Source organism: Roseivivax sp. GX 12232 (genome assembly GCF_021272185.1).
Taxonomy (GTDB): domain Bacteria; phylum Pseudomonadota; class Alphaproteobacteria; order Rhodobacterales; family Rhodobacteraceae; genus Roseivivax.
The window spans coordinates 87205-103583 of the sequence record NZ_JAJSEC010000010.1 but is presented as its reverse complement, the minus strand read 5'-3'; the positions used below and the strand labels follow the sequence as shown (position 1 = coordinate 103583).

At 68.7% G+C, this 16379-nt stretch carries 15 protein-coding genes; 11 read left to right on the top strand and 4 right to left on the bottom strand.

Annotated features, from left to right (window positions below; all coding sequences use genetic code 11):
* The first annotated feature begins 49 nt into the window (after nucleotides 1-49).
* The 5 genes from acs (at nucleotide 50) to aat (ending at nucleotide 6173) form a co-directional block, all read left to right on the top strand.
* Nucleotides 50-1999, top strand: a complete 1950-nt coding sequence (gene acs, locus LR948_RS15990) for an acetate--CoA ligase (protein ID WP_232755087.1) — start codon at nucleotides 50-52, stop codon at nucleotides 1997-1999.
* A 982-nt stretch (nucleotides 2000-2981) separates the two neighbouring features.
* Nucleotides 2982-3473: a hypothetical protein gene (locus LR948_RS15985; RefSeq protein ID WP_232755086.1), complete on the top strand. Its 492-nt coding sequence runs from the start codon at nucleotides 2982-2984 to the stop codon at nucleotides 3471-3473.
* Nucleotides 3474-3679: 206 nt separating this feature from the next.
* Nucleotides 3680-4180, top strand: a complete 501-nt coding sequence (gene accB, locus LR948_RS15980; protein ID WP_232755085.1) for an acetyl-CoA carboxylase biotin carboxyl carrier protein — start codon at nucleotides 3680-3682, stop codon at nucleotides 4178-4180.
* Nucleotides 4181-4188: 8 nt separating this feature from the next.
* The gene (gene accC, locus LR948_RS15975) at nucleotides 4189-5541 is read left to right on the top strand and encodes an acetyl-CoA carboxylase biotin carboxylase subunit (protein WP_232755084.1); all 1353 of its coding nucleotides are present in this window, start codon (nucleotides 4189-4191) and stop codon (nucleotides 5539-5541) included.
* Nucleotides 5538-6173, top strand: coding sequence for a leucyl/phenylalanyl-tRNA--protein transferase (gene aat, locus LR948_RS15970; protein WP_232755083.1), 636 nt, complete (start codon nucleotides 5538-5540; stop codon nucleotides 6171-6173). The genes accC and aat overlap by 4 nt, the downstream gene beginning before the upstream one ends.
* Nucleotides 6174-6622: 449 nt before the next feature.
* On the opposite strand, the gene LR948_RS19035 is transcribed toward aat, so the two are convergent.
* Complete coding sequence (locus tag LR948_RS19035) at nucleotides 6623-7105, bottom strand: DUF2155 domain-containing protein (RefSeq protein WP_232755082.1); 483 nt, start codon at nucleotides 7103-7105, stop codon at nucleotides 6623-6625.
* Entirely contained in the window at nucleotides 7102-7485 is a 384-nt protein-coding gene (locus LR948_RS15960; RefSeq protein WP_232755081.1) for an NADH:ubiquinone oxidoreductase subunit NDUFA12, read from the bottom strand. The genes LR948_RS19035 and LR948_RS15960 overlap by 4 nt, the downstream gene beginning before the upstream one ends.
* A 205-nt stretch (nucleotides 7486-7690) precedes the next feature.
* On the opposite strand from LR948_RS15960, the gene LR948_RS15955 reads away from it, so the two are divergent.
* The 4 genes from LR948_RS15955 to LR948_RS15940 all read left to right on the top strand — a co-directional run bounded on the left by LR948_RS15955 (nucleotide 7691) and on the right by LR948_RS15940 (nucleotide 10656).
* Nucleotides 7691-8377: an FkbM family methyltransferase gene (locus LR948_RS15955; protein ID WP_232755080.1), complete on the top strand. Its 687-nt coding sequence runs from the start codon at nucleotides 7691-7693 to the stop codon at nucleotides 8375-8377.
* Between the two features lies 1 nt (nucleotide 8378).
* A complete protein-coding gene (locus LR948_RS15950) occupies nucleotides 8379-9494 on the top strand; it encodes a glycosyltransferase 61 family protein (RefSeq protein WP_232755079.1) in 1116 nt (371 codons plus the stop codon).
* Nucleotides 9495-10142: 648 nt separating this feature from the next.
* Nucleotides 10143-10382 carry a type II toxin-antitoxin system Phd/YefM family antitoxin gene (locus LR948_RS15945; RefSeq protein WP_232755078.1) on the top strand — a complete coding sequence of 80 codons (240 nt, stop codon included), beginning with the start codon at nucleotides 10143-10145 and terminating at the stop codon, nucleotides 10380-10382.
* Complete coding sequence (locus LR948_RS15940) at nucleotides 10372-10656, top strand: type II toxin-antitoxin system RelE/ParE family toxin (RefSeq protein ID WP_232755077.1); 285 nt, start codon at nucleotides 10372-10374, stop codon at nucleotides 10654-10656. The genes LR948_RS15945 and LR948_RS15940 overlap by 11 nt, the downstream gene beginning before the upstream one ends.
* 84 nt (nucleotides 10657-10740) lie before the next feature.
* Here the strand turns inward: LR948_RS15940 and clpX are convergent, their stop codons facing one another.
* On the bottom strand, nucleotides 10741-12006 hold the full coding sequence (clpX, locus tag LR948_RS15935; protein WP_232755076.1) for an ATP-dependent Clp protease ATP-binding subunit ClpX: 1266 nt from the start codon (nucleotides 12004-12006) through the stop codon (nucleotides 10741-10743).
* A gap of 161 nt (nucleotides 12007-12167) precedes the next feature.
* A complete protein-coding gene (locus tag LR948_RS15930) occupies nucleotides 12168-12800 on the bottom strand; it encodes an ATP-dependent Clp protease proteolytic subunit (RefSeq protein WP_232755075.1) in 633 nt (210 codons plus the stop codon).
* A gap of 1287 nt (nucleotides 12801-14087) precedes the next feature.
* On the opposite strand from LR948_RS15930, the gene LR948_RS15925 reads away from it, so the two are divergent.
* Complete coding sequence (locus tag LR948_RS15925; protein WP_232755074.1) at nucleotides 14088-15329, top strand: FAD-binding domain-containing protein; 1242 nt, start codon at nucleotides 14088-14090, stop codon at nucleotides 15327-15329.
* Nucleotides 15330-15839: 510 nt separating this feature from the next.
* Nucleotides 15840-16190 carry a helix-turn-helix transcriptional regulator gene (locus LR948_RS15920; RefSeq protein ID WP_232755073.1) on the top strand — a complete coding sequence of 117 codons (351 nt, stop codon included), beginning with the start codon at nucleotides 15840-15842 and terminating at the stop codon, nucleotides 16188-16190.
* Nucleotides 16191-16379 lie beyond the last annotated feature (189 nt).

The window sequence follows — 16379 nt, the reverse complement described above, 5'->3', positions numbered from 1 at the left end:
GGGGTCCGACCCGCCGCCCGGGTGCAGCAAGACGAGGAGGAGACCACAGATGACCGACGCCAAGACCTATCCCCCGCAGGAGGAACTGGTGGCCAAGGCGCATGTCGACGCGGAGCGCTACGAGGAGATGTATGCCCGCTCCGTCGCCGAGCCCGAGGCCTTCTGGGCCGAGGAGGCCCGGCGCCTCGACTGGGTCACCACGCCGACCAAGATCAAGAACGTGAACTTCCAGCACGGCGCGGTCTCGATCAAATGGTTCGAGGACGGCGAGCTGAACGTCGCCTACAACTGCATCGACCGTCACCTTGAGACCCGCGCCGACCAGACCGCGATCATCTGGGAGCCGGACGAGCCGGGCGAGGACGCCCAGCACATCACCTACCGCGAGCTGCACGAACAGACCTGCCGGATGGCCAATGTCCTCAAGGACCAGGGCATCGGCCGCGGCGACCGGGTGGTGATCTACCTGCCGATGATCCCCGAGGCGGCCTATGCGATGCTCGCCTGCGCGCGGATCGGCGCGATCCATTCGGTGGTCTTCGCCGGCTTCTCGCCCGATGCGCTGGGTCAGCGCGTGAACGGCTGCCAGGCCAAGGCGGTGATCACCGCCGACGAGGGCCCGCGCGGTGGCAAGAAGACCCCGCTCAAGGCCAATGCCGACAAGGCCCTGGCGCAATGCGACGCCAGCGTGAAATGCCTCGTGGTGCGCCGCACCAAGGGCGATGTGGCCTGGGACGAGGCCCGCGACGTGGATGCCAGCGCAGCGATGCAGGCGGCCTCGGCCGATTGCCCGCCCGAGACGATGAACGCCGAGGATCCGCTCTTCATCCTCTATACCTCGGGCTCCACCGGGCAGCCCAAGGGCGTGGTGCATACCTCGGGCGGCTATCTCACCTTCGCCGCTCTGACGCATGAGATCACCTTCGATTACCACGACGGCGAGGTCTATTGGTGCACCGCCGACGTGGGCTGGGTGACCGGCCACAGCTACATCATCTATGGGCCGCTCGCGAACGGCGCGACCACGCTGATGTTCGAGGGCGTGCCGACCTATCCCGACGCCTCGCGCTTCTGGCAGGTCTGCGAGAAGCACCAGGTCGCGCAGTTCTACACCGCGCCGACCGCGATCCGGGCGCTGATGGGCCAGGGCGAGGACTTCGTGACGAAATGCGATCTTTCCTCGGTGCGGATCCTCGGCACCGTGGGCGAGCCGATCAACCCCGAGGCCTGGGACTGGTATCACCGCGTCGTCGGCGGCGGCCGCTGCCCGATCGTCGACACCTGGTGGCAGACCGAGACCGGCGGCCACCTGATGACCCCCCTGCCCGGCGCCCATGCCACCAAGCCCGGCGCGGCGATGAAGCCCTTCTTCGGCATCCGCCCGGTGGTGCTCGAGCCCGAATCGGGCAAGGAGGTCGAGGGCAACCCCGCCGAGGGCGTCCTGGCCATCGCCGACAGCTGGCCCGGCCAGATGCGCACCGTCTGGGGCGATCACGAGCGCTTCGAGAACACCTACTTCCAGCAGTACAAAGGGTATTACTTCTCGGGTGACGGCTGCCGCCGCGACGCCGACGGCGACTACTGGATCACCGGCCGGGTGGACGACGTGATCAATGTCTCGGGCCACCGCATGGGCACCGCCGAGGTCGAATCGGCGCTGGTGGCCCATGACAAGGTCGCCGAGGCCGCTGTGGTGGGCTATCCCCACGACGTGAAGGGCCAGGGCATCTATTGCTACGTGACCCTGATGAAGGGCGAGGCGCCCTCGGAGGATCTGCGCAAGGAGCTGCGCAACTGGGTGCGCCAGGAGATCGGCCCGATCGCCTCGCCGGACCTGATCCAATGGGCCCCGGGCCTGCCGAAGACCCGCTCGGGCAAGATCATGCGCCGGATCCTGCGCAAGATCGCCGAGAACGACTACGGCGCGCTGGGTGACACCTCGACGCTGGCCGAGCCCGAGGTGGTGGACGACCTGATCGAGAACCGGATGAACCGGTGACGGCGGGGGGGCTGCGGCCCCCTGCGCTTCTGTGTGGTGTGTGCGGCACCCGGCCTTTTGGGCCGGGTGTTTTTTGTAGGGGGGGGTGGTGCGGAGCGTGAAAGGTCGAGTGCGCCGCACGACGGGCGTGGTCGACTAAGGATGGAGTGCGCTGCGGTTAGCCGCGTGCCCTGTGCCCTGTGCCCTGTGCCCTGTGCCCTGTGCCCTGTGCCCTGTGCCCTGTGCCCTGTGCCCTGTGCCCTGTGCCCTGTGCCCTGTGCCCTGTGCCCTGTGCCCTGTGCCCTGTGCCCTGTGCCATCGAGATGGTGCGAACCCGCCCGGGCAAGGGACAAACCGGCGCTCGCCACCCATCACCCATCACCCATCACCCATCACCCATCACCCATCTCCCATCTCCCATCTCCCATCTCCCATCTCCCATCTCCCATCTCCCATCTCCCATCTCCCATCTCCCATCTCCCATCTCCCATCTCCCATCTCCCATCTCCCATCTCCCATCTCCCATCTCCCAATGAGGGTGACCCCACCCCCAACGCCATCAACCGCCATCAACCCGCCGAACAGAGGGCGCGCGCCGGACCGGGGGTCGGCGCTGCTGACCTCTGGGCAATGCGCTTTATCCCGACAAGGTCAGGGCTAGGGGATAGCTAAGCGCGCCACCCAAAGGAGCGCCGGCCCAAGGGGCCGGTCCGGCGCGCGCCCGGCACCTTCGTTGCTATTCGGGCGCAAGGAGGTGCGCGGGGTAAAGAGGCTGGGGTGGAGTTCGGAAGGGCAGCGATGAGGCGCCAAAGAGAGACAAAGCTGCCTCTTCTTCACCCCAAAACCCACCGCCAAAACCCGGCATCCCCTCCCCGCGCCCGCCACATTTTCGACGCATTCATTAACTCGAATTTAACCTCGCACCCCAATCTAACCGTTAGACCTTCGGGCTTCTGTCCCTGTGCAAGGCCTGTGTAGCGCGTATCCATCCGGAGGCTTGGTCATGATGGTTCTGGCACGGCTGTCCTATTTTGCAGGTTTCGCCCCGGCGCCGCTCGCACCGGCGCAGGCGCCGGTCGAACCGCTGCGCTCGCCCGAAAGACCAACCGCCAGCGCCGAGACCGAGACACGGGGCGGCGGGGACACGCGGCGGCAGGCGCCGGTGCCTCTCAGCGCGGGGCAACCCGATCCGGTCGACCTCATGCTGAACCCCGACGACAACGTGGCGCCGCCCTCGATCCTGCAGCTGCGGATCGCGGCGCTGCTGAACGCGCAGACCGAGAGCGCGCAATCCGACAAGGCGGAGGAGGACAAGGCGCGGACCGCCGAGGCGCAGGCGGCCCCGGCCCCGGAGAAGACGGCACGGCCCGCCGAGACGCCTGCGCGCCAAGACCCAAGCACCCCGAAACCCACCACCGAGCAAGATGCCTCGTTGGTCCAGCTCCTCTCGCAACCGGTGCGCGCCGCCGATCCCTACGCGGCCCCGCCGCTCTGAGCGGCCAAACACAGCCCGCGCCCCCGTGATCACCCCCGCCTTCCCGCTTGCCCCCGCCGCCCGCGCGTTCTAACTGCGCCCAGCAATCGAGCCCGGGCCCATTAGGTATGCCGCGTCGCTTTTCACTCGCCCGCGCTTGGCCTATAAGCGACCCGACGTAACAGGACAGACTGCCGCAGGCGGCAGGCGCATTCGTTGAGGACGGTATGAGCAAGAACACCCATGAGTCCGACGTTGCCTTCATCCAGGCACTGGCGGAACTGCTGCGCGAGAACGATCTGACCGAACTGCAGGTCAAGCGCGAATATGCCGACAATGACAGTCTCAATGTCCGCGTGAGCCGCGCCCAGCCGCAGGCCGCGCCGGCACAGGTCCAGGTGCCCGCCGCACCCCAGGCCGCCCCCGCGGCCCCGGCGCAGGGCCAAAGCGCCCCGGCCCCGGCCCCCGAGATGCCCGAGGATCCCGCCGCCCATCCCGGCGCGGTGCTCTCGCCCATGGTCGGCACGGTCTACCTGCAGCCCGAACCCGGCTCCCCTGCCTTCATCAAGGTCGGCAGCCAGGTCAACGAGGGCGACACGCTGATCATCGTCGAGGCGATGAAGACGATGAACCACATCCCCGCCCCGGCCTCGGGCACCGTCAAGCGCATCCTCGTCGAGGATGGCGCGCCCGTGGAATACGGCGCCCCGCTCGTCATCGTCGAGTGAGGCCGCGCATGTTCGACAAGATCCTGATCGCCAACCGCGGGGAGATCGCGCTCCGCGTGGTGCGCGCCTGCCGCGAGATGGGCATCGCCTCGGTCGCGGTGCATTCCACCGCCGATGCCGACGCCATGCATGTGCGCATGGCCGATGAGACCATCTGCATCGGCCCGGCCTCCTCGACCGACAGCTACCTCTCCTTCCCGGCGATCATCTCGGCCTGCGAGGTGACCGGCGCCCAGGCGATCCACCCGGGCTACGGCTTTCTCTCCGAGAACGCCCGCTTCGTGCAGATCGTCGAGGACCACGGGCTGACCTTCATCGGTCCGCGCGCCGAGCACATCCGCATCATGGGCGACAAGATCACCGCCAAGGACACCATGAAGGAGCTCGGCGTGCCCTGCGTGCCCGGCTCCGAGGGTGGTGTGCCCGACCTCGAGACCGCCCGCAAGATCGGCGAGGAGATCGGCTACCCGGTGATCATCAAGGCCACCGCCGGCGGCGGCGGCCGCGGCATGAAGGTGGCCAATTCCGCCGCCGAGATGGAACGCGCCTTCCAGACCGCGCGCTCCGAGGGCAAGGCCGCCTTCGGCAACGACGAGGTCTACATCGAGAAATACCTCACCACGCCGCGCCATATCGAGATCCAGGTCTTTGGCGACGGCAAGGGCCAGGCGGTGCACCTCGGCGAGCGCGACTGCTCGCTGCAGCGCCGCCACCAGAAGGTGCTCGAAGAGGCCCCCGGCCCGATCATCTCCGAGGAAGAGCGCGCGCGGATCGGCAAGGTCTGCGCCGATGCGGTCGCCAAGATCAACTACGCCGGCGCCGGCACCATCGAGTTCCTCTACGAAAACGGCGAGTTCTACTTCATCGAGATGAACACCCGCCTGCAGGTCGAACACCCGGTGACCGAGGCGATCTTCGGCGTCGATCTGGTGCGCGAACAGATCCGCGTCGCCGCCGGGATGCCGCTGTCCTTCGGCCAGGACGACCTGACGATCAACGGCCATGCCATCGAGGCCCGGATCAACGCCGAGAAACTGCCGAACTTCGCCCCCTCGCCGGGCAAGATCACCCAGTATCACGCCCCGGGCGGCCTTGGCGTGCGGATGGATAGCGCGCTTTATCAGGGCTACAAGATCCCGCCCTATTACGACAGCCTGATCGGCAAGCTGATCGTGCACGGCCGCGACCGTGCCGAGGCGCTTGCCCGGCTCGACCGGGCCCTGGGCGAGCTGATCGTGGATGGCGTCGATTCGACCATCCCGCTGTTCCGGATGCTGCTCGAGAACGAGGACGTGCGGAGCGGGGATTACAACATCCACTGGCTGGAGCACTGGCTCGAGGCCACCTTCGGAGACAAGTGAGCGTCTCGCCCGAGCTGATCCTGCAGGCCTATCGGGTCGGCGTCTTCCCGATGGCCGAAAGCCGGGACGACCCGGAGATCTTCTGGGTCGACCCGAAGTTCCGCGGGGTGATCCCGCTCGATGGCTTCCATGTCTCGCGGAGCCTCGCCCGGACGCTCCGGCAGGACCGCTTCCAGGTCAGCCTGAACCGCGATTTCGCGGGCGTGATGCGCGGCTGCGCAGACCGCGAGGAGACCTGGATCAACGACGAGATCCTGCGCGTCTACTCGGCGCTGAATGCCGCCGGTGAGGCGCATAGCCTCGAGGTCTGGGAGGAGGGCGCGCTGGTCGGCGGGGTCTACGGCGTCTCCGTCGGCGCGGCCTTCTGCGGCGAGAGCATGTTCTCGCGCCGCCGCGACGCCTCCAAGGTGGCGCTGGCCTGGCTGGTGGATCACCTGACGCGGGCGGGCTACCGGCTTTTCGACACCCAGTTCCTGACCCATCACCTTGCCTCGCTCGGGGCCGAGGAGATCAGCCGCACGGCCTACCAGGCCCGGCTGAAGGCGGCGCTGAAGGAGGAGGGCCGGTTCTCCGAGACCCCGCTCGCGGGGTCGGGCCGCGAGGTGGTCGCGCGGCTGACGGGGCGGGGGTAGGTCGGGGGGGGGGACGCCCACCGTGCGACCACCACGATCGCACGAAAGCGGACAGGAGCAATCTGGCCGGAGCCGAGCTCGCCGGTGCGGACAGCTGTCCAGCGGACCTCGCACTGTGTCTACGCCCACCACCCCCTCAACCCGCCCCGACAAAGGGCGCGCGCCGGACCGGGGGCCGGCGCTTCTGACCTCCGAGCGAGGCGCTTAATCCAGGCAAGGTCAGGACGAACTGCGAACTAGGCACGCCACCCCAAGGAGCGCCGGCCCAAGGGGCCGGTCCGGCGCGCGCCCGGCACCTTCGGTGCTATTCGGGCGCAAGAAGCGATGGCTTGAACGGAATGCGCTTGCGGAACTGTCTGTATGGATGCCCTGGCGCCGAGGCCCCGCCTGCCTCCCTCTCGACCCGCATCTACAGAGAGCTCTAGGGCCCGCACCCCAAGCCCACCCCCTCAGGACGTCGCGCAGCGCAGCACCCAGACGTCGTAGCGGGCGTGGTCCATCGGGTTGATCGTGGGCGCCGAGGCGATCATCCAGCCGGCGAAGACCGGCTGCTCCTCGTCGACCTCGCGCACGATCACATAGGCATAGGCGTCGCGCGCGGGATCTCCGGCGGGATAGCGGCATTCGGCCACCGCAACCTCGATCCGGCCGGTGCGCATGGCCTGGCGGCTCGGCACGCTCAGATCCTCGGTGGTGCCGTTCAGCTTGTCGAGCGTGCGCAGCACCGCGCCGCTGCCGCTGACCACGGCGGGGCCGGCATCGACCTCGGGCAGCGGGCGCGGCGTGGCATCGGTATCGGCACCCTCGAGCCCCTCCTCCGCCCCCTCGGGGCGCGGCTGCGGGGTGATGATCGTGGTGTCCTGCGCCAGCCCGGGCAGCGCCGCGGCGCCCAGCGCCAGCGCCAGGACGGCGGACCTGAGCGCCCGGCTCACTCGGGGCTCCAGGCCTCGTAGTCCGAGCGTTCCGCCGGATCGGCCTGGCGGATCGAGCCCTTGGGCGCATAGGCCAGGGCCGTGCCCGTCAGGTTCTCGATATGCGGCTTTTCCCAGGACTTGTGGGGCAGCGGGCGTTCGGTCGGCGGCTCCTTGAAGGTGTGGTGCAGCCAGCCGTGCCAGTCGGGGTCGACGCGGGTCGCCTCGGCCTCGCCGTTGAAGATGACCCAGCGGCGCTTGCCGTCGCGGGTCTGGTAGAAGACGTTGCCCTGCTGGTCCTCGCCCACCTTCTGGCCGTGGCGCCAGGTCCAGAACTGGGTGTTGAGGGTCTGACCGTTCCACCACGTCACGGCCCGCAGAAGGGTTTGCAGAATCCCCATCGAGGAACCTCCGGATGCTGTCGCGCCCGGGTATGCACCATTGCCCGCGCGGCGTCCAGAGACCCCGGTGCCGCAGGCGGCCCGGGGCGCGGCAAAACCTCCCCACCGGGGAAAAATTCCGCCTTAACCTCCTTCGTGCCAACTTGGGCGCGGGGGGCAGGCTCTGCTAGGCTCGCCCCCGACAAGGAGGCCGCCGAGCAGCGCCATGAAAGACATCGCCATCGCCGCCACCTGCCACGGGGTGCAGGTGCCGCAGTCGCCCTTCCTGACCGAGACGCGCATCCAGCGGATCGCCGCCGCCCGCTACGAGGGCGACGAGATCCGCGGCGCGCTTGCCGTCGTGCGCCCCGGCGACCGGGTGATCGAACTGGGCGCGGGGCTGGGGCTTGTCGGGGCGGTGACCGCGCTCAACCGCGCGCCCGCGCGCATCCTGGCCTTCGAGCCGAACCCCGAGCTGCAGGAACATATCCGCGGGCTCTATGCGCTGAACGGGCTCGAGCATCGGCTCGAGCTGCGCCAGGCGGTGGTCGACGCGGGCCCCGACCGCCCCGAGACCCGGACCTTCCACATCCATGCCTCTTACCTCGGCTCTTCGCTGATCGCCCCCGAGGCGCGGCGCTCGCGCCCGGTCGAGGTGCCGACACAAAGCTGGGCGGCGCTGCGCGAAGCCGAGGCGCCGACGGTGCTTCTCTGCGACATCGAGGGGGGCGAGCTCGATTTCCTGCGCGCCGCCGATCTGACCGGCCTGCGCGCCCTGGTGATCGAGTTCCACCCCGGCGTCTACGGCCGCGAGGGCATGCGCGAATGCAAGCGCATCCTGACCCGCGCGGGCTTTGCCAAACACGAGGAGGTCTCGACCCGGCTGGTCTGGACCGCGATCCGGGAGGGCTGAGATGGCCGTGCCCGGGGACGCCTCGGACCGCCCCCTGCCCGAGGGCGGCTGGTCGCAGGAGATCGAGAGCTTGCGCGGCGCGCTGGTCATGCCGCCCGCGGAAAGCGCCTTCCGCCAGGCCGCAGGCGTCTTGCGCGCCGACGGCAGCCATTGCGAGACCGGCGCCTTCTGGCGCAATCACCGGGCGCTGACGCTGGCGCCCGAGGCCCCCGCCGGACCACCCGACGCGCCGCCCGAGGTGCTGCCCGGCCGCTGGCTCTGGGGCGGCGTCCTCTGGGTGCATTTCGGCCATTTCCTGGTCGAAAGCACCGGGCGGCTCTGGGGGCTGGACGCCGGCCAGGGCCCCTTCGACGGCATCCTCTACATCCCCAAGCGGCCCGCCCGCGGCCAGGAAGTCGCCGGCTGGCAGCGCGCCTTCTGGCAGCTCGCGGGCTGCGATCTGCCGGTGCATGTGGCCACAAGCCCGACCGAGGTCGAGGAGCTGGTCGTGCCCGGCCAGGGTTTCGGTCTGGGCGAGATCGTCTCGGGCACGCCCGCCTTCCGCGCCTTCATGGCGGAGTTCGGCCGCGACGTGCCCGCGGAAGGCCCCGAGCGGCTCTACATCTCGCGCTCGAAGCTCGGGCTCTCCAAGGGCGGGCTGATCGGCGAGAGCCGGCTCGAAGCGCACCTGGAAGCCGAGGGCTACGAGATCTTCCACCCCCAGGACCACGACCTGCCGACCCAGGTGGCGCGCTACAAGGCCGCCCGCCAGGTGCTCGCCGCCGAGGGCTCGGCGCTGCATCTCTTCGGCTTCGTCGGCCGCCCCGACCAGCGCGTCGGCATGATCCTGCGCCGCCAATCCGGCGCCACCGAGATGATCGCCCGGCACCTGCGGAGTTTCTGCGGGATCGAGCTGATCGAGATCGCCCGTCTGCAGCGCATCCTGAAGAAGAAGGGCGGCTTCAAAAAGCGCCACGACCTCGGAGTGATCCACATGGAAGAGCTGCGCCAGGCGCTGGTCGCGCAGGGCTTCATCTCCGACGGCCCCGCCTGGGAGCGGCTACGCTGGTCGGATGTGCGCCGGGTGATCGGGGACAAATACGAGCCCCGCCGGAGGGCGGAGGCGCGGGTGGAGTGAGGGGTTTGTGTGCGCGGCTTGGGCTGAGGGCTGAGGGCTGAGGGCTGAGGGCTGAGGGCTGAGGGCTGAGGGCTGAGGGCTGAGGGCTGAGGGCTGAGGGCTGAGGGCTGAGGGCTGAGGGCTGAGGGCTGAGGGCTGAGAGCTGAGAGCTGAGAGCTGAGAGCTGAGAGCTGAGAGCTGAGAGCTGAGAGCCGGGTCCCGCAAAAACCCAGATGCGGCAAGCGGTTCGACGACAGCGGGATGGTCCCCCCCAACGTCAAACGCGTGCGACCCAAGTGCCAAAGCGCAATCTGAACAACCGCCACGCCCTGCACCTCTCAACACATCCCACCAGAGGGCGCGCGCCGGACCGGGGGCCGGCGCTACTGACCTCTGAGCTGCGCGCTTTATCCCAACAAGGTCAGGACGAGAGGCGAGCTTAATCACGCCATCCAAAGGAGCGCCGGCCCAAGGGGCCGGTCCGGCGCGCGCCCGGCACCTTCGGTGCTATTCGGGCGCAAGAAAGGACAACGCATCGTGCACGAGGTTGGGAAATCACACGCCCAAACGGATCTAGCGCCTCGATAGCCCCATCTGATCCACCGAACTCACACCTTGCCAAGCCCCAAAATCAGCTCCATATTTAGCCCCACAAAAGGAGCCACATCCATGCCCGCGCATATCCAATCCGGCCCCACCGCCAGCATCACCGAGTTCAAGCGCAACCCCATGGCGCTGATCGGAGAGGAGCCGCTGGCGGTTCTTAATCACAACGCCCCGGCCTTCTACGCCGTGCCCGCCGATCTCTTCGACGAGATCATGGACCGCCTGGAAGACGCCGAACTCAATGCCCTGGCCGACGCGCGCGCCGGTGGAGAAGAGGTCTCGGTCTCGCTCGATGAGCTATGAGCTTCGCTTCCTGAAAGTCGCGAAGAAGGAGTGGGACGCGCTCGACGCCGCAGTACAGCGGCAGCTGAAACGCAAGCTCGCGGAGCGGCTCGAGGCCCCGCATGTGCCCGCGGCGCGGCTGCGCGGCACGCGGAACCGCTACAAGATCAAGCTGCGCGCCTCGGGGTATCGGCTGGTCTACGAGGTGCGGGAGAGCGATGTGGTCGTGCTTGTCGTGGCCGTCGGAAAGCGCGACCGCGGTGCGGTCTACCGGGCGGCCAGCGCCCGCGACTGATCCCCCCACTGATCCCCCCAAACGCAAAAGGCGGCCCGCCCCCCGGCGCGCCGCCTTCCGCAAATCTCGACCCGAAAGGCCCCCTCAGCTCGCCGAGGTGCCTTCCTTCTTCTGGTCGGCGTAGATCATCAGCGGTTTCGCCTCGGCGCTCACCGCTTCCTCGTTCACCACGACCTCGTTGACCTCGTCCATCCCGGGCAGCTCGAACATCGTGTCGAGCAGGATGTCCTCGAGGATCGACCGCAGGCCGCGGGCGCCGGTCTTCCGGGCGATGGCGCGCTGCGCGATGGCCTTGAGCGCATCGTCGGTGAAGGTCAGCACCGTGTCCTCGATCTCGAAGAGCCGCTGGTACTGCTTGACCAGCGCGTTCTTCGGCTGGGTCAGGATGGTGACCAGCGCCTCGTCGTCGAGGTCCTCGAGCGTCGCCAGGACCGGCAGGCGGCCGACGAATTCGGGGATCAGGCCGAACTTCAGCAGGTCCTCGGGCTCGAGGTCCTGGAAGATCTCGCCGACGTTGCGGTCGTCGACCCCGCGCACATCGGCGCCGAAGCCCATGGCCGAGCCTTTGCCGCGCTGCGCGATGATCTTGTCGAGCCCCGCGAAGGCGCCGCCGCAGATGAACAGGATGTTGGTGGTGTCGACCTGCAGGAACTCCTGCTGGGGATGCTTGCGCCCGCCCTGGGGCGGCACGCTCGCCACCGTGCCTTCCATCAGCTTCAGAAGCGCCTGCTGCACGCCCTCGCCCGAGACGTCCCGGGTGATCGAGGGGTTCTCGGACTTGCGGGTGATCTTGTCCACCTCGTCGATGTAGACGATGCCGCGCTGCGCCCGCTCGACGTTGTATTCCGAGGCCTGCAGGAGCTTGAGGATGATGTTCTCGACATCCTCGCCGACATAGCCCGCCTCGGTCAGCGTGGTCGCATCCGCCATGGTGAAGGGCACATCGAGGATGCGCGCCAGCGTCTGCGCCAGGAGCGTCTTGCCGCAGCCCGTCGGGCCGATCAGCAGGATGTTCGACTTGTTCAGCTCGATGTCGGAGCTTTTCGCCGAATGGTTCAGACGCTTGTAGTGGTTGTGCACCGCCACCGAGAGCACGCGTTTGGCCTTGGCCTGGCCGATCACGTAATCGTCCAGCACCTGGCAGATCTCGTGCGGGGTCGGCACGCCGTCGGTGGATTTGAGCCCGGTGCCCTTCGTCTCTTCCCGGATGATGTCCATGCAGAGTTCGACGCATTCGTCGCAGATGAACACCGTGGGACCGGCGATGAGCTTGCGCACCTCGTGCTGGCTTTTTCCGCAGAAACTGCAATACAGCGTGTTCTTGCTGTCGCCGCCGTTATTCGTCGCCATCGTCACCCTTTCTCGGCCCGCTTCAATCGGACATGGCGCGGGCATCCCGCTCTTATTCCGGTCTCGCCAAGTCCCAGAATCTTAGGGCAGCCATGGCAGCCCTACAATCACAAATATGTCGCGGGCGGCGCAGGGTCGCGCCTGCGCCGCGGCGCGCGCCCTCAGGACTTGGCCTCGTCTCCCGCGGCACGGCTGGTCACGATATCGTCGATCAGCCCCCAGTCGCGGGCCGCCTCGGGCGACATGAAGTTGTCGCGCTCGAGCGCGGATTCGACGGTGTCGTAGTCCTGCCCGGTGTGGTGGACGTAGATCTCGTTCAGCCGCCGCTTCAGCTTCAGCGTCTCTTCGGCGTGGATCATGATGTCGGTCGCCTGGCCCTGGTAGCCGCCCGAGGGCTGGTGGACCATGATCCGGCTGTTGGGCAGCGAGAAGCGCATGTCCTTGGCGCCGCCCGCCAGCAGCAGCGAGCCCATCGAGGCCGCCTGCCCGATCACCAGCGTGGAGACCGCCGGCTTGATGTACTGCATGGTGTCGTAGATCGACAGGCCCGATGTCACCACGCCGCCGGGCGAGTTGATGTACATCGAGATTTCCTTGTTCGGGTTCTCGGCCTCGAGGTGCAGGAGCTGCGCCACGATCAGGCTCGACATGCCGTCGTGCACCGGCCCGTTGAGGAAGACGATGCGCTCCTTCAGGAGGCGCGAGAAGATGTCATAGGCCCGCTCGCCGCGGCTGGTCTGCTCGACCACCATGGGCACGAGCGTGTTCATGTATGTCTCGAAAGGATCGGTCATCGGGCCTGCCTCGGTCGCTTCTGGGAAATCCGTCGCGGATGCCGCGTCGGGAGAGTCTTAGTGGTCCCCCCGGGGCCCTGCAAGAGGCCCACCCCCGCGAATCCCGCGTCATCCCGGCGCGAATTTGGGTGGGGTTGGGGGTGGGTGCGGGGGTGTGGGCGGTTGGGGTGATGTGATGGGGGAGTGACGGCGGGCGTTTGCAGGTGGCGCTGGGGTGTGTGGGGATGCGGGTGTCGGGTGTCGGGTGTCGGGTGATGCTGGGCAACAAAAGGTGGCCGGAGGACAAGAGGCCGCAGTTGGCCCCGGCGCGCGCCGATCTCTGGATGAGGCGCATCCCGGCGCTGCCGCCAGACCGGCTCCGATGCTGCCGTCTGAGCACTCCCCGATGCTGTCCCCAACCCGATGCAGCCCGCAGGAAAAACAGCCCATACCTCAACACCCACACCCCGCCGCCCTCTCAACACACACCACCAGAGGGCGCGCGCCGGACCGAGGGCCGGCGCTGCTGCCCTTCGAGCTGCGCGCTTAATCCCAAAAAGGTCAGGGCTAGCGATGATCTATGCACGCCACTCCCAAGAGCGCCGGCCCATCGGGCCGGTCCGGCGCGCGCCCGGCATCTTCGATGCTGTTCGGGCGCAAGAGGCGCGAAACTCTCCCAGATCGGGGAGAGAACTCGACGCAGCTGAGCTTCACCTGGCCGACGAGGGCGACTGCTAAGAAACGGGCAGACCGCCTGCGCAGCCGCCCAACCTTTCCACGTAGCCCGAGCCCGCTCAACATCCTGCGAAACAGAGGGCACGCGCCGGGCCGGGGGCCGGCGCTTCCGACCTCTGGGCTATGCGCTTTATGGCAGCAAGGTCAGGGCTAGCGATAGGCTGTGCACGCCACCCCAAGGAGCGCCGGCCCATCGGGCCGGTCCGGCGCGCGCCCGGCACCTTCGGTGCTGTTCGGGCGCAAGGGGGCGCGGGGGTGAACCGGAGCGCGCAGGGCCAGCGGTCTGATCGGCGAGCTCCCGACGTCGTCCCGCCTGGCGCGCGCTCAATCCCGCGCCACACACGCACCGGGCACTGCACCCCGCGTCCCAGGAACTGTCGGCCCAGCTACCCAGGCACCGCCCGACGCGTCCTAGGGAACCGCTCGCCCCGCTCCCCAGGCACCGTCGCCCGCGTCCTAGGCACAACCCGCACGCGCCGAACCGCGCCGCCCGCCCCCCGCGTCAATGCGCCCTCCCCCGGCCGCCACCACCTCGCATTGCCGCCCCCGCGCCCGCGCCTATCTGCCCTCCTCATGCCCGAGGACAGCACCAAGACCCCCGCCCGAGACCCGCTCGACCGGAGCCCGCCGACCCGCGCGGAGGGGCTGGCGCGGCTCGAGGCCTTCCTGCCCGGCGCCGGGCGCGCCTATGCCGAGGGGCGCAACACCGACCCGGGGCCCGAGGCGCCCTCGGCGGTCTCAAAGCTCTCGCCCTACCTGCGCCACCGGCTCCTGACCGAGGAGGAGGTGCTGAGTGCAACCCTCGCCCGGCACGCCCCCAAGGCCGCCGAGAAGTTCATCCAGGAGGTCTTCTGGCGCAGCTACTTCAAGGGCTGGCTCGAGATGCGCCCCAGCGTCTGGCAGGGCTACCTGGCGACCCGCGACGCCGCCTGGGACCAGGTGCAGACGCAATCGGGCCTGCGTCGCGCCTGGGAGGAGGCCTGCCTCGGCGAGACCGGGATCGACTGTTTCGACGCCTGGGCGCGGGAGCTCGCCGCGACCGGCTACCTGCACAACCACGCGCGGATGTGGTTCGCCTCGATCTGGATCTTCACCCTGCGGCTGCCCTGGGCGCTCGGCGCGGATTTCTTCCTGCGCCACCTGCTCGACGGCGATCCGGCCTCGAACACCCTGGGTTGGCGCTGGGTCGCGGGGCTGCAGACGCCGGGCAAGACCTATCTCGCCACCGCGCGCAACATCCGCAAGTTCACCAACGAGCGCTTCCACCCCAAGCACCAGCTCGCCGCCGAGGCGCTGCCGGTGCCGGGCCCCGAGAACCCGCCGCCCATGGCCGCGCCCGACAGCGACCCTCTCGCCCCCGGACGCCGCGCGGTGCTGCTTCTGCACGAGGACGACCTCTCGCCCGGCTGGCTCCTCGAGGCTAGCTTCGCGCCGCTTGCGACCGGGGTGCTGGATGCCACGGGGCGGCTCAGCCACCTCGCGCCCGCGCCGCATGTGCCCGCCTTCAAGGCCGCCGCGATGGAGGATGCCCTCGCCCGCCATGGCGCGGCGCTTGGCCCGGTGACGCGCGGGCTGACCAGCGCCGAGGAGATCACCGCCTGGGCCCGGGAGGCGGGCGCCGAGGAGATCGTGACCAGTTACGCCCCCGTCGGGCCCAGCGCCGACATCCTGCGCGGGATCGAAGGGCTGCCGCTCCGCCGCCCGCTCCGGGGCTATGACGCCCGCGCCTGGCCGCATGCGACCAAGGGGTTCTTCAAGTTCAAGGACCGGATCCCGGGGCTTCTCGGCGCGCTGAAGGGCATCAGCCCGGTCTGAGGGACGGGGCCGGGCTTGCGGCGGCCACGGGTGCCCCGGCGCGCGATGGCAACTAGGGCTCGCGGTTGGCCACAAAACAGATGCGCCTCACCGACCTGCGCTCCTCTCAATGATCGGCCCCGCTCCTGCCCGCCCGCACCAGCGCGCGACCCGGGGCCACCCCGCCAAGTCCGCACCAACCCAACGCCACCTTCCCCGAAGGCACCCTGCCCCGCCGCCTCACCACGCCGCGCCGCGGCGACTCGCCTTTAGCGATTGTGGGGGTCAAACCCGTTAGCGTTACCTTGCGGAAGCTTAATATCTGACATACGACTTTCGTCGTAGGCGTCATTCGCGCTTATCGCGTCATGGCAAGGCCATGACGTGCGCGTCACCCCCTCGCGCCCAGCGTGTCCAGCCCCATGAGCGGACAACCGCCTTGGCTCGAACGGCGCTTTCGATTATCCCGCAAGGGTTGAGGCGTCCTGCGACTTGGCAGCCTGCCGATCCGGCCTACGAGGATAATTTCAAATGACAATTTCTCTTCCCATCGACATCGAAACCCCACAGCAGGCCGAGGCCCTACGCCGCAATGCCGGCGATGCGGCCCAGTTTCTCAAAGCGATCAGCCACGAGGGCCGGCTGATGATCCTCTGCCATCTCGTCAGCGGCGAGAAGAGCGTGACCGAGCTCGAAACCCTGCTCCAGGTGCGCCAGGCGGCGGTCAGCCAGCAGCTCGCGCGGCTGCGCTCGGAAGGGCTGGTGGTCAGCCGCCGCGAAGGCAAGGGCATCTTCTACAGCCTCGCCGACGAGAAGCCCAAGGTGCTGCTGGAATGCGTGCACGGGCTGTTCTGCGCCGAAAGCGCCACGGCGGAGGCCTGAGCGCGACAGGCGGGGCGCGTCGGGTCTCATCCCCGAATAAGCGTCCGGCACTGACACAGCGGGCGCCGGCCTGACAGGCGGGCCGGCCCCGGGCACGACGGGCGGCCCAAAGGCGCCCCGGCCCCACACCCCCGGACCCCGGCGGGGCTTCCTTTCCCGCCGCGGCTCTGCCACACCTCCGGCGTCCCC